The 23315-nt window shown below is 69.2% G+C and carries 22 protein-coding genes, 1 tRNA gene and 1 pseudogene; 16 read left to right on the top strand and 8 right to left on the bottom strand.

Translation table 11 applies throughout. The features are described from left to right. Positions 1 to 200 precede the first annotated feature (200 nt). The 9 genes from ald (at position 201) to AB0A65_RS10895 (ending at position 7642) form a co-directional block, all read left to right on the top strand. Positions 201 to 1322: an alanine dehydrogenase gene (gene ald / locus AB0A65_RS10855; protein WP_359949720.1), complete on the top strand. Its 1122-nt coding sequence runs from the start codon at positions 201 to 203 to the stop codon at positions 1320 to 1322. A 197-nt stretch (positions 1323 to 1519) separates the two neighbouring features. Then, positions 1520 to 2446: a ParA family protein gene (locus AB0A65_RS10860; protein ID WP_359949723.1), complete on the top strand. Its 927-nt coding sequence runs from the start codon at positions 1520 to 1522 to the stop codon at positions 2444 to 2446. 93 nt (positions 2447 to 2539) lie between these two features. Then, a complete protein-coding gene (locus tag AB0A65_RS10865; protein WP_359949725.1) occupies positions 2540 to 3406 on the top strand; it encodes a ScpA family protein in 867 nt (288 codons plus the stop codon). Next, a complete protein-coding gene (gene scpB, locus AB0A65_RS10870; RefSeq protein ID WP_359949728.1) occupies positions 3403 to 4164 on the top strand; it encodes an SMC-Scp complex subunit ScpB in 762 nt (253 codons plus the stop codon). The genes AB0A65_RS10865 and scpB overlap by 4 nt, the downstream gene beginning before the upstream one ends. Beyond that, entirely contained in the window at positions 4151 to 4888 is a 738-nt protein-coding gene (locus tag AB0A65_RS10875; RefSeq protein WP_359949731.1) for a pseudouridine synthase, read from the top strand. The genes scpB and AB0A65_RS10875 overlap by 14 nt, the downstream gene beginning before the upstream one ends. A 55-nt stretch (positions 4889 to 4943) precedes the next feature. Next, positions 4944 to 5315, top strand: coding sequence for a YccF domain-containing protein (locus AB0A65_RS10880; protein ID WP_359949734.1), 372 nt, complete (start codon positions 4944 to 4946; stop codon positions 5313 to 5315). A gap of 94 nt (positions 5316 to 5409) precedes the next feature. Then, entirely contained in the window at positions 5410 to 6087 is a 678-nt protein-coding gene (cmk, locus tag AB0A65_RS10885) for a (d)CMP kinase (protein WP_359949737.1), read from the top strand. Continuing rightward, entirely contained in the window at positions 6080 to 7486 is a 1407-nt protein-coding gene (der, locus tag AB0A65_RS10890; RefSeq protein ID WP_359949740.1) for a ribosome biogenesis GTPase Der, read from the top strand. Before cmk ends, der begins: the two co-directional genes overlap by 8 nt. A gap of 82 nt (positions 7487 to 7568) precedes the next feature. Then, a tRNA-Pro gene (locus tag AB0A65_RS10895) sits at positions 7569 to 7642 on the top strand. A gap of 850 nt (positions 7643 to 8492) precedes the next feature. Here the strand turns inward: AB0A65_RS10895 and AB0A65_RS10900 are convergent. The 3 genes from AB0A65_RS10900 to AB0A65_RS10910 all read right to left on the bottom strand — a co-directional run bounded on the left by AB0A65_RS10900 (position 8493) and on the right by AB0A65_RS10910 (position 10475). Continuing rightward, a complete protein-coding gene (locus AB0A65_RS10900) occupies positions 8493 to 8756 on the bottom strand; it encodes a hypothetical protein (protein WP_359949743.1) in 264 nt (87 codons plus the stop codon). Between the two features lie 60 nt (positions 8757 to 8816). Beyond that, positions 8817 to 9263, bottom strand: a complete 447-nt coding sequence (locus AB0A65_RS10905; protein WP_359949746.1) for a GNAT family N-acetyltransferase — start codon at positions 9261 to 9263, stop codon at positions 8817 to 8819. Positions 9264 to 9896: 633 nt separating this feature from the next. After that, positions 9897 to 10475 carry a hypothetical protein gene (locus AB0A65_RS10910; RefSeq protein WP_359949748.1) on the bottom strand — a complete coding sequence of 193 codons (579 nt, stop codon included), beginning with the start codon at positions 10473 to 10475 and terminating at the stop codon, positions 9897 to 9899. Between the two features lie 233 nt (positions 10476 to 10708). Between AB0A65_RS10910 and AB0A65_RS10915 the strand changes: the two genes are divergently transcribed. Continuing rightward, the gene (locus AB0A65_RS10915) at positions 10709 to 12166 is read left to right on the top strand and encodes a HAMP domain-containing sensor histidine kinase (RefSeq protein WP_359949751.1); all 1458 of its coding nucleotides are present in this window, start codon (positions 10709 to 10711) and stop codon (positions 12164 to 12166) included. Positions 12167 to 12276: 110 nt separating this feature from the next. Here AB0A65_RS10915 and AB0A65_RS10920 read toward each other — a convergent pair whose 3' ends face one another. From AB0A65_RS10920 to AB0A65_RS10930, 3 genes are all read right to left on the bottom strand, one after another. Then, on the bottom strand, positions 12277 to 13839 hold the full coding sequence (locus AB0A65_RS10920; protein WP_359949754.1) for a CotH kinase family protein: 1563 nt from the start codon (positions 13837 to 13839) through the stop codon (positions 12277 to 12279). A gap of 2 nt (positions 13840 to 13841) precedes the next feature. Beyond that, positions 13842 to 14525: a DUF4956 domain-containing protein gene (locus AB0A65_RS10925; RefSeq protein WP_359949757.1), complete on the bottom strand. Its 684-nt coding sequence runs from the start codon at positions 14523 to 14525 to the stop codon at positions 13842 to 13844. A gap of 84 nt (positions 14526 to 14609) precedes the next feature. Next, positions 14610 to 15449: a polyphosphate polymerase domain-containing protein gene (locus AB0A65_RS10930; RefSeq protein WP_359949760.1), complete on the bottom strand. Its 840-nt coding sequence runs from the start codon at positions 15447 to 15449 to the stop codon at positions 14610 to 14612. A 218-nt stretch (positions 15450 to 15667) separates the two neighbouring features. Between AB0A65_RS10930 and AB0A65_RS10935 the strand changes: the two are divergent. After that, a pseudogene (locus AB0A65_RS10935) lies at positions 15668 to 15856 on the top strand (TetR/AcrR family transcriptional regulator C-terminal ligand-binding domain-containing protein); the annotation flags it as partial. Positions 15857 to 16152: 296 nt separating this feature from the next. Here the strand turns inward: AB0A65_RS10935 and AB0A65_RS10940 are convergent. Beyond that, the gene (locus tag AB0A65_RS10940) at positions 16153 to 16881 is read right to left on the bottom strand and encodes a response regulator transcription factor (RefSeq protein WP_359949763.1); all 729 of its coding nucleotides are present in this window, start codon (positions 16879 to 16881) and stop codon (positions 16153 to 16155) included. Positions 16882 to 17066: 185 nt separating this feature from the next. Between AB0A65_RS10940 and AB0A65_RS10945 the strand changes: the two genes are divergently transcribed. The 5 genes from AB0A65_RS10945 to AB0A65_RS10965 all read left to right on the top strand — a co-directional run bounded on the left by AB0A65_RS10945 (position 17067) and on the right by AB0A65_RS10965 (position 21233). Then, positions 17067 to 17279: a hypothetical protein gene (locus tag AB0A65_RS10945; RefSeq protein WP_359950081.1), complete on the top strand. Its 213-nt coding sequence runs from the start codon at positions 17067 to 17069 to the stop codon at positions 17277 to 17279. Between the two features lie 167 nt (positions 17280 to 17446). Next, the gene (locus AB0A65_RS10950) at positions 17447 to 18370 is read left to right on the top strand and encodes an ABC transporter ATP-binding protein (RefSeq protein WP_359949766.1); all 924 of its coding nucleotides are present in this window, start codon (positions 17447 to 17449) and stop codon (positions 18368 to 18370) included. Next, on the top strand, positions 18370 to 19209 hold the full coding sequence (locus AB0A65_RS10955; RefSeq protein WP_359949769.1) for an ABC transporter permease: 840 nt from the start codon (positions 18370 to 18372) through the stop codon (positions 19207 to 19209). The genes AB0A65_RS10950 and AB0A65_RS10955 overlap by 1 nt, the downstream gene beginning before the upstream one ends. Positions 19210 to 19239: 30 nt before the next feature. Beyond that, complete coding sequence (locus tag AB0A65_RS10960) at positions 19240 to 20568, top strand: histidine kinase (protein WP_359949772.1); 1329 nt, start codon at positions 19240 to 19242, stop codon at positions 20566 to 20568. Further along, the gene (locus tag AB0A65_RS10965; protein ID WP_359949775.1) at positions 20565 to 21233 is read left to right on the top strand and encodes a response regulator transcription factor; all 669 of its coding nucleotides are present in this window, start codon (positions 20565 to 20567) and stop codon (positions 21231 to 21233) included. Before AB0A65_RS10960 ends, AB0A65_RS10965 begins: the two co-directional genes overlap by 4 nt. 43 nt (positions 21234 to 21276) lie before the next feature. On the opposite strand, the gene AB0A65_RS10970 is transcribed toward AB0A65_RS10965, so the two are convergent. After that, positions 21277 to 23304 (bottom strand): beta-galactosidase, encoded by a 2028-nt coding sequence (locus tag AB0A65_RS10970; RefSeq protein ID WP_359949778.1) that lies wholly within the window; start codon positions 23302 to 23304, stop codon positions 21277 to 21279. Between the last annotated feature and the right edge of the window lie 11 nt (positions 23305 to 23315).

Here is a 23315-nt window from a genome sequence, read left to right on the forward strand (position 1 = left end):
GGCGCACGATTCCGTGTTACCGAAAACCCAGGCCCGTCGCGCACTCGCGTGGCGGGCCGACTTACGATCACGGCGACGACGCCGTCCGAACCGCTGACCCAGAAGGAATGCCGGGCTCAGGGCGCTGCGCGTCTTAGACTGCCCGTGCGGGACGCCGACCGGCCCCGAACTGGCACAACGCTTCGGAAGGAACCCGCAGAGTGAAAGTCGCCGTCCCCCGCGAGATCAAGAACAACGAGTACCGCGTCGCCCTGACCCCCGCCGGGGTCCACGAGCTCGTCGCCGCCGGCCACCATGTCAGCGTCGAGACCGGCGCCGGGCTCGGCTCGGCCATCACCGACGACGACTACCGCGCAGCCGGGGCCGTCGTCTGCCCCGACGCCGACTCCACTTGGAGCTCAGGCGATCTCGTCCTCAAGGTCAAGGAGCCGATCCAGGACGAGTTCCACCGGATGTCCCCCGGCCAGACCCTCTTCACGTACCTCCACCTCGCCGCGTCGGCCGAGTGCACCGACGCGCTCCTGGAGCGCCACGTCACCGGCATCGCATACGAGACCGTGCAGACCCGCGACGGCCGCCTGCCCCTCCTCGCGCCCATGAGCGAGGTCGCGGGCCGCCTCGCCGTCCAGGCCGGGGCCTACCACCTCCAGCGCCCCGAGGGCGGCCGCGGCACCCTCATGGGCGGCGTCCCCGGGACCCCGCCCGCGCGCGTCGTCATCATCGGCGCGGGCGTCTCCGGCATGAACGCCGCCGCCGTCGCCGTCGGCATGCGCGCCGACGTCGAGCTCCTCGACCTCAACCTCGACAAGCTCCACGCCGCCGACGACCTCTACCAGGGCCGCCTGCGCACCATCGTCTCCAACCGCTTCGAGGTCAAGCGCGCCTGCCGCGAGGCCGACCTCGTCATCGGCGCCGTCCTCGTCCCGGGCGCCAAGGCCCCCACCGTGGTCGACGACGAGGTGCTCGCCGACATGAAGGAGGGCGCGGTCCTCGTCGACATCGCCATCGACCAGGGCGGCTGCTTCGCCCACTCGAAGGCCACCACCCACGACGACCCGACGTTCAACTACGGCGGCAAGCTGTTCTACTGCGTCGCCAACATGCCCGGCGCCGTCCCGAACACCTCCACGTACGCGCTCACGAACGCGACGCTCCCGTACGTCATGAAGCTCGCCAACCACGGCTGGGCCGAGGCCCTCCGCACCGACGCGGCCCTCGCCGGCGGCCTCAACACCTATGCGGGGCAGGTCGTCAACGAGCCCGTCGCGATCACGCACCACCTGCCGCTCATGCCGATCGCGCAGGTCCTCGCCGAGAACTGAGGACACAGGGGACCCTCGCGTCCCGCTGAGCACGCGGACGGCCCGCACGCGCCGCCGCGATGCAGCAAGCGATCCCACACCGGGTGCCTCGGAGTCTCGCAAGCCGTCGACAGCCTCGATACACTGACGTACAGTCGCTATGACAGGCAATGGTGAGACGCCCGGCACCCGGTGCCGACTCGCACCCGGAGGCGGAAATGAGCAGTGTGGACAGCAATGACAAGTGGGCCGCCCTGCGCGGGGCCGCGCAGGTGCCTCCCACTGACGGCGACGGGGACCTGTCCTCGCCCGACCCCGAGGCGTACACCGGCAAGCGGGACATCCCCCAGCCCCAGCCGCTCGAACGCCACGGCCCGGCCCGCGTCATCGCCATGGCCAACCAGAAGGGCGGGGTGGGAAAGACCACCACGACCATCAACCTCGGTGCGGCCCTTGCCGAGTACGGCCGCAAGGTCCTCCTCGTCGACTTCGACCCCCAGGGCGCGCTCTCGGTCGGCTTCGGCACCAACCCCCACACCCTCGACCTGACGGTCTACAACCTCCTCATGCAGGAGGACGTCGACATCGACGACGTCATGGTCAAGACCAACGTCGCCGGACTGCGCCTCCTCCCCGCGAACATCGACCTCTCCGCCGCCGAGATCCAGCTCGTCAACGAGGTCGCCCGCGAGCAGACCCTCGCCCGCGTCCTGCGGCCCGTCATCCCCGACTTCGACTACGTCCTCATCGACTGCCAGCCGTCCCTGGGGCTCTTGACGATCAACGCGCTCACCGCCGCCCACTCGGTCCTCGTCCCCCTGGAGTGCGAGTTCTTCTCCCTCCGCGGCGTGGCCCTCCTCCTCGACACCGTCGACAAGGTCCGCGAGCGCCTCAACTACGACCTCGAACTCGACGGCATCCTCGCCACCATGTACGACTCGCGCACCACGCACTCCCGCCAGGTGCTCCAGCGCGTCGTGGAAGCCTTCGGCGACAAGGTGTTCTCCACCGTCATCACCCGCACCGTGCGCTTCCCCGAGACCACCGTCGCGGGCGAGCCCATCACCACGTGGGCCCCGGCCTCCTCCGGCGCCCGCGCCTACCGCCAGCTCGCGCGCGAACTCATCGCCGCCACGGACAAGTAGCGGCACAGACAAACAGTCACCCGATCGCGTTCCCGGACAAGAAACCCAGAGTTCACCCCGTAGCGTCTGCGGGGCCCGTCTAAGCTTGCGTGCGTGAGCGACCAGCAGCTGCCCCAGCTCCCGACCCAGCGGGAGGGCGAACCGGACGAGGCCGAGACCGGCTTCCGCGTCCGGCTCGTCAACTTCGAGGGCCCCTTCGACCTGCTGCTCCAGCTCATCGGCAAGCACAAGCTCGACGTCACCGAGATCGCCCTCCACGAGGTCGCCTCCGAGTTCATCGCCTACGTCACCGGACTCGACGAGGCGTGGAACCTCGAAGAGACCTCCGAGTTCCTCCTCGTCGCCGCCACCCTCCTCGACCTCAAGACCGCGCGCCTCCTCCCCGGCACCGTCGTCGACGACGAAGAGGACCTCGCCCTCCTCGAAGCCCGCGACCTCCTCTTCGCCCGCCTCCTCCAGTACAAGGCGTACAAGGAGGCCGCCGGCGCCCTCTCCGCGCTCGCCGACTCCGCCTCCACCCGCGTCGCCCGCAACGTCGGCCTCGAAGACCGCTTCAAGGGCCTCCTGCCCGAACTCGTCCTCGACCTCACCCCCGACGCCCTCGCCGCCCTCGCCGGGAAGGCCATGAAGCCCAAGCCGCCCCCCACCGTCGGCACCGGCCACATCCACGTCCAGCGCGTCTCCGTGCGCGAGCACGCCGTGATCCTCTCCCGCCGCCTCCAGCGCGTCCAGACCGCGACCTTCCGGGCCCTCACCTCCGACTGCGAGACCCACCTCGAAGTCGTCGCCCGCTTCCTCGCGCTCCTGGAGCTCTACCGCGAGGCCCTGGTCGGGTTCGAGCAGATGCAGGCGCTCGGAGAACTCACCGTCAGGTGGCTCGGCGGCACCGGGAACACCGATATCGAGGTCGACGAGTACGCGGGCGCGCCCGCGGAGACGGGGGAGGAGCCGAACGAATGACCGAGCACCTGGAGGGGTCCCTCGACCGGGACCTCGCGACGTGGAAGATGCCCGGCGCCCGCACCGAGGCCGAGCCGCTGCGCGCCGACACGCCCGCCGACGAACCCGTCGGCGACGTCGACGAGTACGCGGCCGCGCTGGCGACCGAGGCCGCCCCCGAACCCGAGGCCGAGGACGAACCCGAGGACGCGGCCCCCAGCCCCGTCCCCGAGGACGTCGACCTCGGCGCGGTCCTGGAGGCGATCCTCATGATCGCCGAGGAGCCGCTCTCCGAGGAGTTCCTCTCCTCGGTCCTGGAGCGACCGCGCTCACAGGTGCGCGAGACGCTGGGTCGGCTCAGCGCCGAATACACTGGTGACGGACGCGGATTCGATCTGCGTCGCCAAGCCGGCGGCTGGCGCTTCTACACCCGGGCCGACTACGCCCGGTTCGTGGAGCGTTTCGTGACCGACGGCGCCTCCGCCCGCCTCACCAAGGCGGCGCTGGAGACGCTTGCCGTGGTCGCCTACCGGCAGCCGGTCACCCGCGGCCGCATCTCGGCCATCCGGGGGGTCAACTGCGACGGCGTCATCCGCACGCTGCTGGCGCGCGGCCTGGTCGAGGAGTGCGGGACCGACCCGGACTCGACGGCGACGCTCTACCGCACCACCACCCTGTTCTTGGAGAAGATCGGGCTGGACTCGGTCGACCAGCTCCCCGAGCTGGCCCCGTTCCTGCCCGACGACGTGACGGATATCGAGGAAGATGAACAACGCTGACGCAGAGGGCGTACGCCTGCAAAAGGTCCTGTCGCAGGCCGGGATCGCCTCCCGCCGCGCCGCCGAGGAGCTGATCTCCCGCGGCAAGGTGAAGGTCAACGGTGAGCCCGCCCGACTCGGCCAGCGCGTGGACACCGAGAAGGACGTCATCCACGTCTCCGGCAAGCGCGTCGTGACCGACGTCGACAAGGTCTACTACGCGATCAACAAGCCGCGCGGCATCGTCTCGACGATGGAGGACGAGGAGGGCCGCCCCTCGCTGGGCGGGTACGCCAAGGGCCTCGACCACCGCGTGTTCCACGTGGGCCGGCTCGACACCGACTCCGAGGGGCTGCTGCTGCTCACCAACGACGGCGAGCTCGCGAACCGGATCATGCACCCGTCGCACGGCCTGCCGAAGGTCTACCGCGCGCAGGTCAACGGGATCATGGACAAGCCCACCTGGAACCGGCTGCTCAAGGGCGTCGACCTGGAGGACGGGCCCGCGAAGGCCGACAAGCTGAAGATCATCGACGAGCACGCCGGGCAGTCGTTGATCGAGATCACCATCCACGAGGGCCGCAAGCACATTGTGAGGCGCCTCATGGACGAGGTCGGGCATCACGTCTCGCGCCTGGTGCGCACCGAGATCGGCCCGGTCCAGCTGCGCAACCTCAAGCCGGGGACGCTGCGGCGGCTCACCCCCAACGAGGTGGGGGAGCTGTTCCGCGAGGTCGGGCTCTAGCCTTGTACAGCCTGCTGTAGCGACGGGATGGGCAAGGCCCGGTTAGGGTCTCAGCATGAAGACGATTCTGAACATCATCTGGTTCGTGCTCGCCGGGCTGTGGCTCGCGATCGGCTACTTCGTTGCGGGCCTGGTGTTCTGCATCTTCATCGTGACGATCCCGTTCGGCATCGCGAACATGCGGCTCGCCGGGTACGTGCTGTGGCCGTTCGGGCGCACCGTGGTCTACGACCCGCAGGCCGGGTGCCTCACGCTGGTGGCGAACATCCTGTGGCTCATCCTGTTCGGGTGGGAGCTCGCGATCGCCCACCTGGTGACCGGTTTCGCCCAGGCGATCACGATCATCGGCATCCCGCTGGCCGTGGCGAACTGGAAGATGATCCCGCTCGCACTGTGGCCGCTGGGGGCGCGTGTCGTGGATCGCTAGGCCGACTGTGGACCGGCGCCGTTCGGCGCCCCGGCTCGCCTGACCCGGCATGATGTAGGTTTGCGGGGTTTGCACTTGAAGAACGGAGCCGACAGTGCCTGAGCAGAAGAGCGGACCGGTCGTCGCTATCGACGGCCCGTCCGGAGCCGGGAAGTCGACGGTGTCCAAGACCCTCGCGACCGCGATCGAAGCGGCGTACCTCGACACCGGTGCGATGTACCGGGCGGCGACCCTCGCCGTCCTCAAGGCCGGTGTCGACCCCTCCCAGACCGCGCAGGTCACCAAGACGGTGAAGAACGCCAAGCTGGAGTTCGGCACCGCGCCCGACGACCCGTTCACCCGCGTGGACGGCGAGGACGCCGACCTGGCGATCCGCTCCGACGACGTCACCAAGGCGGTCTCGGCGGTCGCGGGCAACAAGACTGTCCGGAAGTTCCTCATCGACGAGCAGCGCCGCATCATCGCGAACGCCAAGCGCGGCATCGTGGTCGAGGGCCGCGACATCGTCGAGGTGGTCGCCCCCGACGCCGACGTCAAGGTCTACCTCACCGCGGACCCCGTCGAGCGCGCCAAGCGCCGCGCCGCCGAGAACGGCGCCGACGCCGGCGCCACCGCGAAGGACATCGAGCGGCGCGACACCGCCGACTCGAAGACCACCAAGCCCCTGGAGGCCCCCGCCGGGGCCGTGGTGATCGACTCCACGACGCTGCCGATCGTGGAGGTAGTGGCCAAGATCCTGGCCTTGCTGAACAACAGGGACATCGATGACTGACGAACCGACCTGGGACGACGACGACTTCGAGTTCGACGAGGCCGACGACGGCCTCGACGAGCCCGCAGGCCGCGGCCCGGTCCCCACGGTCGCCGTGGTCGGCCGCCCCAACGTGGGCAAGTCGACCCTGGTCAACCGCATCCTGGGCCGCCGCGCCGCGGTCGTCCAGGACGAGCCGGGCGTGACCCGCGACCGCATCGCGTACGACGCCGAGTGGTCGGGCAAGGAGTTCAGCCTGGTCGACACCGGCGGCTGGGAGCCCGACGCGGACGGGATGGCCAAGTCCATCGCGTTCCAGGCGGAGCTGGCCATGCGCACCGCCGACGTCATCGTCTTCGTGGTCGACTCCCGCGTGGGGCCGACCGACGCCGACGAGGCGGCGGTCCGCATCCTGCGCTCGACGCAGAAGCCGGTCATCCTCGTCGCCAACAAGGCCGACTCCGAGCGCCAGGAAGCGGAGGTCCACGACCTCTGGAGCCTCGGCCTCGGCGAGCCGTTCCCGATCTCGGCCCTCCACGGCCGCAACTCCGGCGACCTGCTCGACAAGATCATCTGGGCGTTCCCCGAGGAGCCCACCGGCCAGCTCAAGGAGCGCGGCCCCCGCCGCATCGCCCTGGTCGGCCGCCCCAACGTCGGCAAGTCCAGCCTCCTCAACCGCATCGCCGGGGAGGACCGCGCCGTCGTCGACAACGTCGCCGGCACCACGGTCGACCCCGTCGACTCGGTCGTCGAGATCGACGGCGAGGACTGGATCCTGGTCGACACCGCGGGCCTGCGCAAGCGCGTGAAGTTCGCCTCGGGCACGGAGTACTACGCGGCGCTCCGCACCGAAGCCGCTGTTGAGGCCGCCGAGGTGGCCCTGGTGCTCCTCGACGCCAGTGAGCCCATCAGCGAACAGGACCAGCGTGTCCTGACGCAAGTAGTGGAGAGTGGCCGCGCGTTGGTGTTGGCCTTCAACAAATGGGACCTGGTGGACGAGGACCGTCGCTACTACCTCGAAAAAGAAATCGACCGAGAACTCGGTCAAGTGAACTGGGCCCCGAGGGTCAACGTCTCCGCGCTCACGGGCCGCGCCGTGGAGAAGATCGCCAGATCCCTCCGCGTCGCCCTCGAAGGCTGGGGCCAGCGCATCACCACCGGCGAGCTGAACCAGTGGATCAGCACGCTCCAGGCGGCCACTCCGCACCCGACCCGCTCGGGCAAGGCCCCGAAGGTCATCTACGCGACCCAGGCCGCCGCGGAGCCGCCGCGCTTCATCCTCTTCACGAACGCCCCGTTCGAGAAGCAGTACCTCAAGTTCATCCAGCGCAAGCTCCGAGAAGACTTCGGCTTCCCGGGCACGCCCATCGAACTCGTGGTCAAACCACGCGAATCCCGCAAAAAAGACAAGCGCAAATAGCCCGCCTCACACAGGGGACCTCGCCTCACCCGCCCCCCAGCCCATACGCTAAAGTTGTCACCGCTGCGGCAACGCAGCAAAACGGGCTGTGGCGCAGCTTGGTAGCGCACTTGACTGGGGGTCAAGGGGTCGCAGGTTCAAGTCCTGTCAGCCCGACAGACGGACACCGGGAACATCAATGATGTTCCCGGTGTTTTCGTATGCGTCCTAGATATAGCGGAGTTGGCGGTCGATAATTTCGGGCGGCCGGGCGCGATCGGGAGGTTTCCGGCAGTATCCAGATAGTCTGTTTCGCGAGCGCTGCAGGCTTTTGCGACCTTTTCTCTAGGTTCGAGTAAGACCCTTACGGTGCGCTGACGTCATCAAGATCAACGGCCTGCTGGTCAAGCAGGGTACTCCCAACTGATATGCGTCCCGGCTGCGTTCATGGGGCACAGCATCTCCACGTCCTGGTAGAGCGCCGCATCGAACTCGCCGTACCCATAGACGATCAGGATCCCGAAGAGCCCGGCCACCACGATCGCCGTGAAGCCCAGGCTGCGATACCGTCACGTCCTTCGAACGACGGCGGATACTGAGGACAAGACCAGGTGCCTGCGGCAACCCCGCCGGTCACGCCAGCAGCCTCGATTGCTCCATCGCAGGATCGCCGAGTGCCGCAGCAGTACTGAGAGTGTGTCTCAGTTGGCGGGCATTTCTCGCTTGTCCGCTTTGCTCCGCTGCTGTGGTGGCGTTGAGCTTCAGTGCGCAGGTTGGCGACCGGTTCCGACCAGGGTCATCTGATGGAGTCCCCCTCACTCATGCCTGCCCGCCGGCTCGGCAGGGCTCGGCTCTGGGTGGGTTGGCTCGCATGGCTCATGATTGCATTCGCGACCGCGATCCTCGTGCTGGCGATTCGTGCGCTGGTTATCAACCCGTCCATGGGTCCGCTTCCGCAACTCGCCCTCGCGCTCTTCATACTGTGGGTCTTCCGGCGTGGATTGATCGGCATCAAGGTGCCGGACGGCTACCAGTTCGACAATGAGGGCAGATTTCCCGTGGGCCCGCTGCAGGGGGTTCCCAGGATGATGGCTTCTGCGGCGAGGGCCTTGCCTTCCATTCGTTGTTCGAGCAGGGTGGCTGCGGCGGCGAGCTGGTGGAAGTGGTCTGCGGTGTTGTTGCCGCAGTGGGTGTTTGCTTCTTCGGCCAGGAGGAGTGCGGCGATCCGGATGCTCGTGGTCTGGCCTGATGCCGGGGGCCGGCGATGCCGGAACAGTTCGTCCACGCTCATGCCGGTTTGCTAGCGGCGGGCGCTCCAGGTCAGGACCGCACCCACGTCGGTGGAAGTTTCCTAGTTGCCGTGGCAGAGGTAGAACAGTTCGGGATCGTCTTCGTCCAGGCCATGGACTAGACCGACCGGGGTCCAGCCGTTCTGGTGCAGCAGTTGCTGCATCGGGTGGTTGGAGACATTGGTCGAGGTGAACAGTTTCGGGGTGGTGCATGCGGCATTGATGGCCTTGAGGAGCTGGGTGCCCACGCCCCGGCGGCGTGCGTGGGGCGCGACCATCAGCATGGTGACGAATCCGTGCTCGAAGAAGATGTTCTCCAGGACGCTGTAGCCGAGTGGCCCGGACGGGTCTTCGGCTATGAGGGCCAGGCCGTGTTCGCACCAATGTGTGATGCTGGCGCGGCGGGCATCGTCGCCTGCTGCGGCGATTGGGTCGAGCTCGGCCAGTGCGGTCGCGTCTGACGCGCGCGCTTGGCGCGTGGTGAGCCCGGCGGGGTGCTTGTCGCTCATGGGGGCATTCTGGCAGCACGAAAGCGCCGACGCTTTCCTTTTTCGATGGTGCCGCGGTCGGCGAAGTGGGATCCGCGGGCTTGCTCGTTGTGGTCGCGTATCCACTCTGACCGCCGGTTATGGAAGTCGGCGTGGTGAGTGGCCCGGGTGATCTCGCCGTAGAGGCGGGCGAGGCCGGTCAGGTCAGGCGGCTGCCGAGCGCCGCGGCCCTGTGATGGGCGATGGCACTTGGCAGGAGGCCAGCAGCGCGAGGGTGATCCACCGGCGAAGGGAGGTCCCTTTGCGCATCTGGTGGTCATCGAATTCGGTCGAGTCGACCCAAGAGGCGAGGACGAGTCATCGCGGGCGTAGGGATCCCCTGCCGAGCCGGTAGAGAACAGTTGCCATCAGCAGGTGCTCCATTCGGTGGGGCGCTCAGGCTCCGCACGAGGCGGAGCTGCACGATCATGCAGTGTCCGTCGACTGCGTCGGCGGCGGATCGGCACTGAAGCTACAAGCCGCCGGAACGGTCACCATGGGACTGGAGGGGAATCTTGCGTCCGCGACTGGGACCGAGTCCCGTCTCCGCAGTCTGGAAGGCCCACAAGACGAAGAAGGCCCGGTGGACGACCACCGGGCCTTCCTCGCGGGTCTTCAGGATTCGGAGTCGGTCGCGGTCTCCGGGGCCAGGACTGCGCACTCTTCCATCGCGGCGGCCGTCTCCGGGTCGGTGTCGTCGAGAGCGGCGAGGTCATCGCCGAACTCGACGCCACGCTGGGAGAGGCAGTCGCGGTAGGCGGTGAGGTCGTCAGTGCCCTCGCCTCCGCCGCCGGGGAACCCGCCACCGGCGGGGAGCTCGTCCGCGCACGCCTCCTGCGCCGCCTGCCAGTCCTCGTCGCTGACGCCTTCGGGCGCTTCGAATCCGCCTCCCCCGAACCCTCCCGCCATATCGGTCGGCATGTCCGTGGGCATGTCCGAAGGCATGTCGGTCGGCATGCCCGATGGGAGGCTGCCGGGATCGAAGCCCGACATCCCTTCGGCCCAGTCGTCGGGGAGGTCTATGCCCTGCTCGTCGATGCAGGTGAGGTAGGCGCTCAACATGCCGCCGTCGGCCGAGGCGCTCTCCTCGGCGGTGCCCGCGCCGTCGTCGTCGCTGCCGCACGCGGCCAGCATCAGGCCGGCCGCGGCCAGGGCGATCGAGGACATGAATGAGCGAGAGATCTTCGTGCGCATGATCGCAGATGATCTACGGTTCGGGTTCAAACCAGGTTGAAGACCGCTCAATATGTCCTCGCGATCCTGATTCTCAAGGCGGCGTTGAGGAGGAGTCGACGCGGCGCTGAGCGAAGGGCCTGAGACTTCCCGTCATGGGATGCCCACTCGCGCCCCGCGGACGCGTCGCATCCCTGCCGGGCCGGACGACGCCGCGCCCCCGTCGATGGCGGCACTTGACGGTTCGCTCGCGCATGGCCGTTGCGATCGTGGCGTTGTGCGGCCTGGCGCTCTCGGCGGCGGTCATCACCGCCACGGCCCTGCTCGGCGACGTGCTGACCGACCGCATCGACGACCGGCTCAGGACCGCGGCGGAGGACGCCGGGAACTTCCGGCCCCCGGAGGGCCTCCCCGACGGAGTCGGATCTCCCGGACCTCGGGCACCGGTATCCGAACGCCCCCGCGTCTACGTGTACGACGAGGACGGCGCCCTGGTCGGCACCTTCGGGCAGCCGGACGGCGAAGCGGACTTCCCGGCCCTGACAGGCCTCGGCGACCTCGCCGGGCACGCCTCGTCCGCAGCGCCGTACACAGTGGATGACGTGAACGGCAACGCCTGGCGCATCCTGGTCCTGGACACCGCGGACGGGTTCGAGGCGCTGGCGCTGTCCGCCGAGACCGTCGAGGCCGCCACGGGGAGCCTGGTCGTCATCGGCGGCGTCGTCGTGCTCGCCGTGCTGGTGCTGCTCGCGCTGTGCGCGTCCTGGGTCGTCAGGGTCGGGCTGCGCCCCCTCGACCGCATGCAGTCGACCGCGGCGGCGATCGCCGAGGGGAGGCTGGGCGAACGCGTCGCGGACACCGATCCGCACACCGAGACCGGGCGTCTTGGCGCGGCGCTGAACACCATGCTCACCCGCATTCAGGCGGCGCTCGACGACAGTGCGGCTTCGGACGCGAAGCTCCGGCAGTTCCTCGCGGACGCCTCCCACGAGCTGCGCAGCCCGCTCACCTCGATCCGCGGCTTCGCGCAGCTGTACCGGCGCGGCGGTACCCCGCCCGGGCCGGTGCTCGACGAGGCGATGGGCCGCATCGAGGCCGAGTCGCGCCGGATGGGCCGGCTGCTCGACGACCTCATGCTGCTGGCGGTCCTCGACCGCGACAGGCCCCTGCGCCAGGGGCCGGTGGACCTGCTCGGGCTGTGCGCCGAGGTGGTCGGCGACGCCCATGTCCGCGAACCGGGGCGGTTCATCGCGATCGAGCCGCTGCACGAGGGCGACGGTCTCCTCGATACCGTCGAGGTCGTCGGCGACGAGCCGCGGTTGCGCCAGGTGGTCACGAACCTCGTGGTGAACGCCTTGGCGCACACGGCGCCCGATGCGAAGATCGCGCTGCGCCTGGGCCGGAGTCGCCGGTGCGAGTGGTCGTGCCTGGCGCAGATCGGCGAGCCGCCCCCGCCGCCGGCCGCGGTGGTCGAGGTCGCCGACACCGGGCCCGGTGTGCCGCCCGAGTACGCCGAAGCCGTCTTCGAGCGGCTTTACCGGATCGACCCCGGCCGTGCGCGCGTCGAGGGAGGGGAGCGTGGCGGCTCCGGGCTGGGGCTGTCGATCGTGGCGGCGATCGTCGCGGGCCACGGCGGCTGCGTCCAGGTGTCCTCGACGCCCGGCGGCGGTGCGACGTTCCGGGTGCTCCTGCCGGGGGACCGGCATCCTTGACCCCGGCGGTGTCCCCTTGGCGCCCGCGCCCACCGCCTCCACGTAAAAGGCGGCGGGGCCCGGTACACCCTTTCCCGGGCCCCGCCGCCGGATCATCCGGCCGTTCGCGGTCAGTCGGCGTCGAGCACCACGGCGAGGAACTCGCTGCGCTCCTGGACGAACGCCTTGAGCGACGCGGCGTCCTCGTCGACGCCCTCGGCGCCGCTCAGCTCGGCCGCGGCGGCGGCCTCGTCGATCGCTTCGAGCGCGGTCCCGGAGCCGTAGAGCCGTTCGTACAGTTCGCTGTACGCCTCCGTGTACTCGTCCTGGAACACGGTGAGGAACCGGTCCTTGAAGTCCCCGGCGCCCCCACCGCCGAACATCTCCTCCATGCCCTCGGGCATCTCCATACCCTCAGGCATCTCCATGCCTTCGGGCATCTCACCGCCGCCGGGGAAGCCGCCTTCGCCTCCCATGCCGGCCAGCACCGAGGGGGACTCGCTCGGCGCGAGCGTGGCGTCCGAGAGGGTCAGGTCGAGGTCCCAGGTGATGATGCTGATCAGCCCGGTGTCGTAGTCGTACCAGAGGTAGTAGTTGCTGCCCGGACCCGACATGTCGTCGCCGTTGGAGATCAGGTTCTGGAGCGCGGTGTAGTTCGCGAACGAGTCGACGTCGACCCACTCGCCCAGCTCCTCCTCGAACGTCGCGTCGTCGGCCTGGTCGAGCCACTTGAGGAAGTCGACGAGGTACTGGAGCTCGTCGTTCCCCGACATGTTGATCTGCTTGAAGTCGTCCTCGTAGTCCTTGGGGTCCTCGCCCTGGTAGGACATGTCCCCGCCGGCGCGGCCCTTGTAGAGGACACCGGCATCCGCTCCGAATTCCTCGGCCGCCCAGGTGGTGTCCATGATGTCCACGATCCGGCGGGTGACGGCCTCGGAGCCGTTGGCCGACGTGCTCGCATACGTCCAGTCGTACGAGGACTCACCGCTGGCTTCGACCAGCTCCGCGGCGACCGCCTCGGTGAGCGTCGAACCGCCGCCGAGGCCCGAGTCGACGCGGAAGCTGATCTGCTGACGGCCCTGGTAGACCTGCCCGTCGACGTACTTCGCGAAGTCCACGAGCCACGGGAGCCCTTCGGGGTCGTCGAAGCTGAGCGACGCACCGGCGCCCATGCCTCCCATGCCCCCGGCGCCGCCCTCGCCGCCGCCGGGGAACTCCATGCCCTCCATGCCTTCGGGCATCTCCATGCCTTCAGGAAGCTCCATGCCCTCGGGCATCATCCCCTCCATGCCCCCGTCCGCGGACCCGCCGCCGAGCGAGGAGAGCGTCGAGTTCCCCTTGAGGCGGATGCCGACGTCGTGGACCGTGGTGCCGTCGATGGTGATGTCGGCCTTGATCCACTCCTTCTCTCCCGAGTCCTGGAACACCGCGATCATGTCCTGGTAGTCGTCCTCGCTGAACTCAAGGCCGATCTCGTGCGCGACCGAGGTGTCGAACAGGTCCACGGTGCCCTCGATGTCGTAGTTCACCGTGAACCCCTCGTTCGAGTCGGAGTAGGCCAGGGCCGAGACCCGGACGGTGCCGATGACGAGGGCGAGCACCAGGAGCAGTCCGACGGAGCCGGCGATGAGCCTCCAGTAGTGGCGCAGGCTCACCGGAATCCGGTGGCGCAGCCGCTTGCCCTTGGCGCCCATGGCTAGAGGTCCGTCTGGTCGTAGCCGGTCAGGACGGTGACCTGTTGGCCCTGGGTGACGTCGCGCAGCGCCGCGAGCAGTTCGTTCGAGGTCTTGCCGCTCTTGAGCCTGACCGTGTACGTCATCTCGGTCAGCGCACCGCCGCGGATGGTCTCGATGCTCACCTGTTCGTACTCGTCGGTGAAACGGATCAGGACGTCGTCGATATCGCCGGCGAAGTCCTCGTGCGCGGGGACCTGCGCCTTGACGACCTGGCGCTGGACGGAGTGGTGGAACCAGTTGAAGCGGTGCATGATGAGCAGCGCCAGGCAGATGACGACCGTCGCGATGATCGCGAGCGTGTAGAAGCCGGTGCCGCAGGCCATGCCCACGCCCATCACCAGGAAGATGTACCCGACGTCGCGGGTCTCCTTGAGCGCGTTGCGGAACCGGATGATCGACAGGGCGCCGACGAGCGCGAAGGCGCGGGCGACGTTGGAGCCGATGATGAGCATGATCATCGAGATGATGACGCCCATGACGATCATCGTCTGCACGTAGGACTGCGAGTACGAGACGTTGCGGTGGGTCTTGCGGTAGACGATGCCGATGACGCACGAGAGCAGGAACGACAGCGACAGCGACAGCGCGATGTCCAGGTAGCTGAACTCGCCGGTGTTGTCACTGAGGTTGGTCAGGAAATCCATTGAAGCGGCTTGCTTTCCATTGAGAGGAGGGCGGTTCGCCCTCGTGTAGGGACACTGGGGGACGGAGTCGGAGACGCGCAGGTGCTAGGAGACCTGCGCGGCCGCCTCGCTGTGCTCGGGCTTGGAGTGGACGGCGTAGTCCTCCTCGACCGGCACGTGGAAGACCGAGCGCGGCGCTTGGCCGTGCGCCTCGATGCTCTGGCAGTACTTGGAGACGCGCACGACGGCCATGCCGAGGCTCGCGGCGGTGTCGGTGACCCAGTACGGGACCCGTTCGTTGGCCTTGACCTCGACGATGGTCTTGTGCGGGGGGATGATGAGCCGGTTCTCGACTTCGGCGCCGAGGTGGAAGTCGCGGTCGCGCCCCCGCACCCGGTGGTCGATGGTGACCCGGAGCCCGAGGTCGGCGTCGGCGCCGAGGTACGCCTCGCGGTTGTAGGCGGTGATCGCGGTCGGGCGCAGGCCGTGGCCTTCGACCAGGCCCATGACCTCTTCGAGGAACGGCCGCTGCTCGGGCAGGTGGTCGATGAGGACCGCCTCGTCGCACAGCTTGCGCGCCAGCAGGTACGGCACCTTGACGCGCCGCTTCTGTGTGACCCGGTTGACCCGCTGCTTGATCTCGATATAGACCGGGGTCTCGTCGGTGAGCTCGTGCCGGTCGCCGTAGTTGCGGATGCGCAGCTTGCGGCGGAAGTGCAGGCCCTCGATCTTCTCCCAGTAGTACCGCAGCGAGGCGGAGTCGTAGTACAGGCTCGCGACGGGGTAGCCGCCGCGGACGGTGAACGGGTCGGCCTCCATGCGCGAGCGCAGGGCCTCCCGCAGTTTCGGGACCTCCTCATAGGAGAGGAGGTACTTGATCTCGAACCGGTTGAACGAGTGCAGTGCGCTTGCGGTGCGGCGCAGATGGCCGGCGTCTTGACTCATAGGCACTCCTTGGTCGCTTGGGACTGCCATGAGTGAACCCGGAGTATCTCTAGCTGAACTTCCGGTGAACTCAACGTTTCCTTGAAGAAATCAGGCGATGCGCGAGAAAAGCGCATAAATCATTACAATTAGTAACTTATTTCGCCTCTTCGGATCCGTCGGCCGAGGCGCTGCGGCAGGGTACGCCCTCGTGGCTGGAGGACATCGACACCGGGAGCCTGCGCGGCGACCTGCTCGCGTGCGTTCGCCGGTCGCTGCTGATCGCGGATGAGGACGGTGCGCTGATGGCCGCGATCGGGAAGGACGCCAAGAGCGACCCCCAGCTGGTCCAGGCCCTTCAGGACGCGATCGGGCACCCGACCGCAGGAACGATGCACCTGATCCTCGACCGCGCCGCCGCACGCGGCGAGATCGCGGCGGTTCGTCGAGACGGTCTTCCTTCCGGTGCTCGGGGCGCCCCGGCGCTGACCCCCCGGGCGCGCGGGGTCCAGTGTGCCGAGACTTCAAGGAAACCGTCAGTTCACCTGAAGGACGGATTGAGTTCGCTCGGGTTGACTTGCGGACGACGATGGTTCCGGAGCGCAGGCAGTCCAGCGGTTGTCTCTCACTCACAGCTGGCGGCGCAAGGACGATCGGAGCGGGGCGGGCCGCGGCGGAGCTGCCGCGGCCCGCCCCGCTCGCATGCCGCGGAGCTCGCCCGGCCTTATTCACGACCGGTGGCGCGGGCGGCCGCCGGGAGTTTGAGCGTGTATCCGAAGCCTCTGACGGTGTGGACCAGTCGGGGCTCGGCGAAGTCGATCTTCTTGCGCAGCAGGTGGATGTACGACTCGATGATCTGATTGTTGCCGGTGAAGGCGTAACCCCACGTGTGCTCGAAGAGCTGCGCCTTGCTCAGCACGGTCTTGGCGTTGACGAGGAGGTACTTGAGCATCCGGTACTCGGTGGGGGACAGGTGGATCGTCCTCCCGGCGCGGTGGACTTCGTGCGTGTCCTCGTTCAGTTCGAGGTCGCCGCAGCTGAGGACGGGGTTCTTCACGGGGGCGTCCGCGCGGTTGCGCCGTAGGATCACCTCGATCCGCAGGAGCAGCTCCTCCAGGTCGAACGGTTTGGCGAGATAGTCCTCGGCTCCCAGCCGGAGCCCGCGAACGCGTTCACGGCTGCTGCTCCGCGCCGACAGGAACATCACCGGAATCCGGGGGTCGCCCTCCTTGAGCCGGGCGACGGCCTCGAAGCCGTCGATCACGGGGAGCACGGCGTCCAGTACGACCAGGTCGGGCCGCAGGTCCGCCGCGGCCCGCAGGCATGAGGGGCCGTCGTACACGGTGTCGACGTCGAATCCGGTCAGTCGGAGTGCGGCGGAGAGGATCGCGACGGTGGACTCGTCGTCGTCGGCGATCAGAATGTGCCCGGCGCGATCGGATCGTGCATTCACCAGCGAACCTCCTGGCCCAAACCTACGATCGCCGGGACGGCGCAGGATGGGACCGAGGGGGAATCTTTTGGGACCAACTGGGACCGTGGTACCACTGCGGGCGGTCGAACGGTGATCGCCGAATCGGTTTCGGCGGCACCGACGTTGGTCTACATTCTGCCCACATAGGGCGGACGGAGGCCGGGGTGAGCACGAATGATGCTGTGGTGGACACGGCGCCGCCGCTGGCGAAGTCACGCCGGACCCTCGTGTTCGTCGCGATCCTGCTGGGCATGGTCATGGCCGCGCTCGACCTGACCATCGTGTCGACCGCGCTATCGACCATCGTCGCCGACTCGACCCCGCCGACCGGGAGGTCCTGGACCAGGCCGTCGACAAGCTGGCCCGCAAACTCGTGACCGAAGGCGCCGACCGGCCCTGAACGGCCGGGCCGCGCACTGGTACCACGGTCCCATTCCGGGGCGAAAGATTCGCCCACGGTGCCAGGGCGCGCGACCCGGATCCTCGTAGCGTCGATCCCATGAGCCGCAGCGCACGCCGCGGCCGGAGCGGAACGAGGAAGCCCGTGATCGAGGCACGCGAACTGACCAAGCGCTACGGCGACAAGACCGTGGTCGACCATCTCGACTTCACCGTGAAGCCGGGCGAGGTGACCGGGTTCCTGGGCCCGAACGGGGCCGGGAAGTCGACCACCATGCGCATGATCCTCGGACTGGACCGGCCCACCGCCGGGACCGTCACCGTCAACGGGAAGACCTACGACCGGCACGCCGCGCCCATGCACGAGATCGGCGCGCTCCTGGAGGCCAAGTCCGTCCACCCCGGCCGCTCCGCGGTCGGGCATCTCACCGCCCTGGCGCAGACCCACGGGATCTCGCGCAAGCGCGTCGACGAGGTGATCGACCTGGCCGGGCTCGGATCCGTGGCGCACAAGCGCGTCGGCGCGTTCTCCCTCGGCATGGGCCAGCGCCTCGGCATCGCCGCCGCGCTGCTCGGCGACCCCGAGGTCGTCATGCTCGACGAGCCCGTCAACGGCCTCGACCCCGAAGGCGTCCTGTGGGTGCGGAACCTGCTCTCGTCCCTCGCAGCCGAGGGCCGGGCGGTCATGCTGTCCTCGCACCTGATGAGCGAGACCGCGCAGATCGCGGACCACCTGATCATCATCGGACGCGGCCGGCTCCTGGCCGACACCACCGTGACCGACCTCGTCGCCGCCACCGTCGGCGGAGTGAAGGTCCTCAGCGACCAGGCGCCGCGGCTGCAATCGCTCCTCGGCGGTCCCGGGGTCAGCGTCACCTCCTATTCGAACGAGGAACTGATGGTCACCGGCCTCGGCGCCCGCGAGATCGGGCGGATCGCACTGGACCACGACGTGCTCGTCCACCAGCTGACGCCGCTGTCGGTCTCGCTCGAAGAGGCGTTCATGGACCTCACCCGCGACGAGGTGGAGTACCACTCCGCGCCCGTCACCGTCGGAAAGGCAGTCTGATGACCACCGTCGAACTCCAGGAGACCCGGCCCGCGCGCACCGTCGTCAAGAAGGTCACCTTCGGACGGGTCCTGCGATCCGAGTGGACGAAGTTCCGGACCCTGCGCTCCTCCTGGATCACCCTGGGCCTGGGCCTGGTCCTGCTCGGCGTGTTCGGGGCGGTCGCCTCATTCACATACAGCCCCGACGCCGCCGCGGGCATGGGCGGCCCGCCAGGTGCGGACACCGGATCCTCGGACGCGGTGAGCCTCGCCCTGACCGGCCTGTCGTTCGCCTCGCTCGTCGTCGGCGTCCTCGGCGTCCTGCTCACCGCCGGCGAGTACTCGACCGGGATGATCCGCTCGACCCTCGCCGCGGTCCCCAAGCGCCTCCCGGTCCTGTGGGCCAAGGGCCTCGTCGCCGGGATCAGCGTCTTCACCGTCACCACCGTCGGCGCGTTCGCCGCGTTCCTGGTCGGTCGGATCGGGCTCGACGGCGAGTCGATCGCCCTGTCGCTCACCGACGACGGCGTGGTCCGCAGCCTCGTGGGCGCGGGCCTCTACCTCGGCCTGGTCGCCATGTTCGGCGTCGGCATCGGCGCTCTCGTGCGCTCCCCGGCGGGCGGGATCGCCGCGCTCGCGGGCATCCTGCTGATCCTGCCGGGTCTGGCCTCGCTGCTGCCGGACTCCTGGTACGACACGCTCAGCCCGTACTTCCCGTCGAACGCGGGCGGCGCGGTCTACGCGCTCACCGAGTCCTCCGGCTCGCTCTCGCCGGGCGCGGGGATCGCGGTCTTCGCCGGGTGGGTCGTCCTGATGTTCGCCGCCGCGGCGCTCCGGCTCAAGCGAACCGACGCCTAGACCCGCCACCGGACGTACACAATGAGGACCATGAGTCCCGAACCCGCAGTCGAGGCCCTGGGGGCGCCCCCGGGGCCCGGCTCGCTGGACGCGCACGTGCCGCTGGACCGACTCCTCGGTGCCCAGCAGCGCCTGCGGGACTTCGACAGGCGCCGTCCCTGGGTGCTCGACCTGCTCGTGATGGCCTTCGTCGCCGTGGTCGCACTCCCCGAACTCGTCCTCGGCGGCACCAGCGAGGGCCCGTTCCAGCCAGGCATCGACGCCCGCGCCGAGCTGCCCGGGTTCGTGCCGTACGCGTTCACCGCCGCACTGGTGGGGGTGCTGTGGTGGCGCAGGCGCCATCCGGGCGCCGTCGCCCTCGTCGCGTCCTTCATCGTCTTCGCCCAGTGGACGATCGGCCTGTGGCAGCCCGCGGCGATCAGCGTCCTCATCGCCCTCTACTCCCTGGCCTCCCGGGGCCGGCTGCGGGTCCTCGCCTGGGTGACCGCGATCGTCGTCGTCCAGACCGTCATCGTGGTCACCGTGGTGCGCGAGGTCGAGCAGCCGATGCTGGGCCTGTTCTTCATGCTCGGCACCGTGACCGCCGCGGGCGCCCTAGGCCTGGCGGTGCGCATCCGCAGGCTCTACACCGAGGCCCTCGAAGAGCGCGCCCGGCAGCTCGAAGTCGAACGCGACCAGCGCGAACGGCTCATCGCCTCCACCGAGCGCTCGCGCATCGCCCGCGAGATGCACGACATCCTCGGCCACAACCTCTCCGTCATGGTCACGCTCGCAGACGGGGCCGCGACGCTCGCCGACAAGCGGGGCGAGCCGTCCGCAGGGGCGCTGCGGATGCTCGGGGACACCGGCAGGGAAGCCATGGACGAGCTGCGCCGGGTCCTCGGAGTCCTGCGCGCCGACGGCCGCGACCCCCGCTCCCTGACTCCGCAACCTGGCGTCGCCGACCTCGACGCCCTGCTCGAACGCGTCCGCGCCGCCGGCCTCACGGTCACCTACCGGACCTCCGGCCCGCTCCACCTGCTCGGCTCGGGGATCCAGCTGACGGTGTACCGCATCGTCCAGGAAGCCTTGACCAACACCCTCAAACACGCCGGACCGTCCGCGACGGCCGGGGTCGCGCTGTCCGCCGACTCCGACCGAGTCCACATCAGCATCACCGACACCGGCACGGCCCCAACCGGAGACAAGACCGGCGGCGATCCCGGCCACGGCCTCATCGGCATCCGCCAGCGCGCCGCGCTCTACGGAGGGGCGGCCACCATCGGCCCGCGCGGGCACGGCGCGGGCTGGGAGGTCGACGTGGTCCTGGACCGCGGCGACGCCGCACCCGTCCCTATGAACGGAGCACACCCGTCATGATCACCGTCCTGGTCGCCGACGACCAGCCGATGCAGCGCCTCGGCCTCCACATGCTCCTCGAAGGCACCGACGGCCTGGAGCCGGTGGGCGAGGCCGTGAACGGCTCCGAGGCGGTGCGGATGTCCGCGCACCTGCGGCCCGACGTGGTGCTGATGGACATCCGCATGCCCGGTATGGACGGCTTGGAGGCGACCCGCCGCATCACCGCCGCGGGCGGGCGCACCCGCGTCCTCATCCTCACCACGTTCGACCTCGACGAGTACGCCTACGACGGCCTGCGGGCCGGGGCCAGCGGCTTCCTCCTCAAGGACGCCCGCCCCGAGGAGCTGGTGGCCGGCGTCCGCGCCGTCGCCTCCGGCGACGCCGTCGTCGCCCCGAGCCTGACCCGGCGCCTCCTCGACGCCTACGCCCACCAAGTGCTCGCCCCGGCCCCTGACGCCTCCGGCACCGACCCGCGCCTGGCGGACCTCACCGACCGTGAACTCGAAGTGCTCGGGCTCATCGGCCGGGGACTGTCCAACGCGGAGATCACCGAGACGCTGCACTTGACCGAGTCGACGGTGAAGAAGCACGTCGGCAGGGTCCTCGCCAAGATCGGCGCGCGGGACCGCATCCAGGCGGTCATCACCGCCTACGACACGGGACTGGTCAAAGCCCGGAGCTGAGCACGGGACCGGGGCGCCGTGTCTGCTCTGCTCTGCGCCCGGATCAAGCGGACTCGTCGAGCTCGACGAGCTCGGCGTCCCAGGGGCCGAGCGTGAAGGACCCCTCGAAGTGCCGTCCGGACAGGACTCCTCTCCCAGGGCGCGGCAGCTCGATCCGCTTCGGCTCGCCGTCGAGGTTGAGGTAGAGGCGGTGCCGGTCGGTGACCGCGCGGGCCATGACGCCCTTGGGCACGATCGGGCCGGTGCGCACTCCGAGGCGCTCGACCTCCGCGTCCAGGACCGCGCCGAGGACGTCGGGGCGGGCGGGCAGGCCGATGTAGACGGCGGTGCCCTCGCCGTACCGGTGCGCGGTGACCGCGGGATACGGGCGGTCCAAGCCTTCGAGGGTGCCCCGGACCGCGGCGCCGCGGGGTTCGATCAGATCGAAGCGCGGCGACCCGGTTCGGAGCGGGCGTTCGTCAAGGATCACCTGCACCTCGTCGGTCCCCTTGCGGCCGTTCGCGAACTCGCCCAGAAGCCGGGGCTCCTCGTACCCGCCGACGCGGATGCCGAAGACGTCGGCGAGGCCGCCGGGCCTGGTGTGTCGGAACGCCCGGCCGTTCGCATCGAGCGTCGCGGAGTCGGACGTCATGATCACGGTGCCGCCGCGCGCGACGAAGCGGCGGATCGCCTCGGCCGCCCGGTCCTCCAGTAGGAGGACGCCCGGGACGATGAGGATCTCGTATTCGAGTTCGGACTCGTCGAGGTCGACGATGCGCACGTCCAGGTTCCGGTCCAGCACGGCCCGGAACGCGGTGAGCGCCTGGTCGTCGTGGCGTTCGGGCAGGGGCGCGCCGGCGATCTGGCTGGCGAAGTCGAGGGCGATCGCGATCTCGGCCTTCGGGCGGTACGGGAAGCCGAGGGCCTCGATCGCCGCGAACTCGGCGGCGATCCGACGGTATTCGTCGAGCTTCCGGGTCGGCTCGCCGTCCCAGTCGACCAGGCCCTGGAGGAACTGCTCCTCGCCCGCGTGCATGGTCTGCCAGGTCCACCCGCACACCAGCTGGTTGCCGAGCATGAGGGTCGCGTAGGCGGAGCGGCGGATCGAGCCTGGTGCGGCGGTCATCGTCGTGAACTCCGTGCACCAGAACGGCTCGTCCTGCTCGTAGCGGATGCGGGCGATCCCGAAGAGCGCGTCTCGGACGCTCTCGGTGTCCATGAGAGACCCGCTGGGGTAGAAGCCGTTCCCCGGACGCGTCAGGCGGCCCGCGTACGCCCCTGCCGCCCAGTCGAAGTGCTTGCTTTCGCCGTAGTACCACATGTTCGAGGTGGTCAGCATGCCCGGCGCGTTGGCGTCGACGACGTCGAGCAGGGCCGCGAGGTAGCCGTTCATCTCGTCGGAGACGAAGCGGCGGAAGTCCAGTGCGCGCTCGGGTGCGCCGCCGGCCACGCCCGGTCGCGGGAGGCCGACCTCCTCGAAGTCGCCGACCCGGCGCGACCAGCGCTGGCTCGCCCAAGCGCGGTTCAGCCCCTCGACGTCGCCGTACTTGGCCTTGAGCCAGGTCTTGAAGCGGGCGAGCGCAGTGGGGGAGTAGGAGATCGGGCCGTCGCCGGGTTCGTTGTCGACGCCGAACGCGGCGAGCGCGGGGTGGTCGGCGTAGCGGCTGGTGAGGCGGTCGGCGAAGCGGACGGCGTGTTCGCGGAAGTGCGGGTCCCCGGCGTCCTCGGTGTAGCGGTGGTTGGGGTACCGGCTCGTCCCTTCGGGGTCGACGACGCCGATGCCCGGGTGCTTGCGGTGGAGCCACAGGGGCGCGGGGCGGACGGCGATGTCGAGGATCACGCCGATGCCGTGCTCGTGCATGAGGTCCATGGCCTCGTCGAACCAGTCGAAGCGGAACTCGCCGTCCTCGGGCTCGAAGGTGTCCCAGGCGAGGTGGCCCATGCGGACGATCCGCAGACCCGCATCCCGCATCATCGCGGCGTCGCGCCGCCAGGTCTCGGGGTCGCTGTCGTGCGGGTGGTAGTTGGCGCCCACGAGGAGCCGTCCGGATCCGGTGAGGTCGCGGGCGTTCGGGTGGTCGGTATCGCGCATCGGGTGCTTCC

This window comes from Glycomyces sp. NPDC047010, assembly GCF_040644205.1.
Lineage (GTDB): Bacteria > Actinomycetota > Actinomycetes > Mycobacteriales > Micromonosporaceae > Glycomyces.

What these genes read in the sequence shown, in the direction of transcription:
- AB0A65_RS10860 (WP_359949723.1), top strand. Translation starts at nt 1,520, where the DNA reads ATGAGCAGTGTGGACAGCAATGACAAGTGGGCCGCCCTGCGCGGGGCC.
- scpB (WP_359949728.1), top strand. Translation starts at nt 3,403, where the DNA reads ATGACCGAGCACCTGGAGGGGTCCCTCGACCGGGACCTCGCGACGTGG.
- AB0A65_RS10875 (WP_359949731.1), top strand. Translation starts at nt 4,151, where the DNA reads ATGAACAACGCTGACGCAGAGGGCGTACGCCTGCAAAAGGTCCTGTCG.
- AB0A65_RS10880 (WP_359949734.1), top strand. Translation starts at nt 4,944, where the DNA reads ATGAAGACGATTCTGAACATCATCTGGTTCGTGCTCGCCGGGCTGTGG.
- der (WP_359949740.1), top strand. Translation starts at nt 6,080, where the DNA reads ATGACTGACGAACCGACCTGGGACGACGACGACTTCGAGTTCGACGAG.
- AB0A65_RS10900 (WP_359949743.1), bottom strand. Translation starts at nt 8,756, where the DNA reads ATGAGCGTGGACGAACTGTTCCGGCATCGCCGGCCCCCGGCATCAGGC.
- AB0A65_RS10905 (WP_359949746.1), bottom strand. Translation starts at nt 9,263, where the DNA reads ATGAGCGACAAGCACCCCGCCGGGCTCACCACGCGCCAAGCGCGCGCG.
- AB0A65_RS10910 (WP_359949748.1), bottom strand. Translation starts at nt 10,475, where the DNA reads ATGCGCACGAAGATCTCTCGCTCATTCATGTCCTCGATCGCCCTGGCC.
- AB0A65_RS10915 (WP_359949751.1), top strand. Translation starts at nt 10,709, where the DNA reads ATGGCCGTTGCGATCGTGGCGTTGTGCGGCCTGGCGCTCTCGGCGGCG.
- AB0A65_RS10920 (WP_359949754.1), bottom strand. Translation starts at nt 13,839, where the DNA reads ATGGGCGCCAAGGGCAAGCGGCTGCGCCACCGGATTCCGGTGAGCCTG.
- AB0A65_RS10925 (WP_359949757.1), bottom strand. Translation starts at nt 14,525, where the DNA reads ATGGATTTCCTGACCAACCTCAGTGACAACACCGGCGAGTTCAGCTAC.
- AB0A65_RS10930 (WP_359949760.1), bottom strand. Translation starts at nt 15,449, where the DNA reads ATGAGTCAAGACGCCGGCCATCTGCGCCGCACCGCAAGCGCACTGCAC.
- AB0A65_RS10955 (WP_359949769.1), top strand. Translation starts at nt 18,370, where the DNA reads ATGACCACCGTCGAACTCCAGGAGACCCGGCCCGCGCGCACCGTCGTC.
- AB0A65_RS10960 (WP_359949772.1), top strand. Translation starts at nt 19,240, where the DNA reads ATGAGTCCCGAACCCGCAGTCGAGGCCCTGGGGGCGCCCCCGGGGCCC.
- AB0A65_RS10965 (WP_359949775.1), top strand. Translation starts at nt 20,565, where the DNA reads ATGATCACCGTCCTGGTCGCCGACGACCAGCCGATGCAGCGCCTCGGC.
- AB0A65_RS10970 (WP_359949778.1), bottom strand. Translation starts at nt 23,304, where the DNA reads ATGCGCGATACCGACCACCCGAACGCCCGCGACCTCACCGGATCCGGA.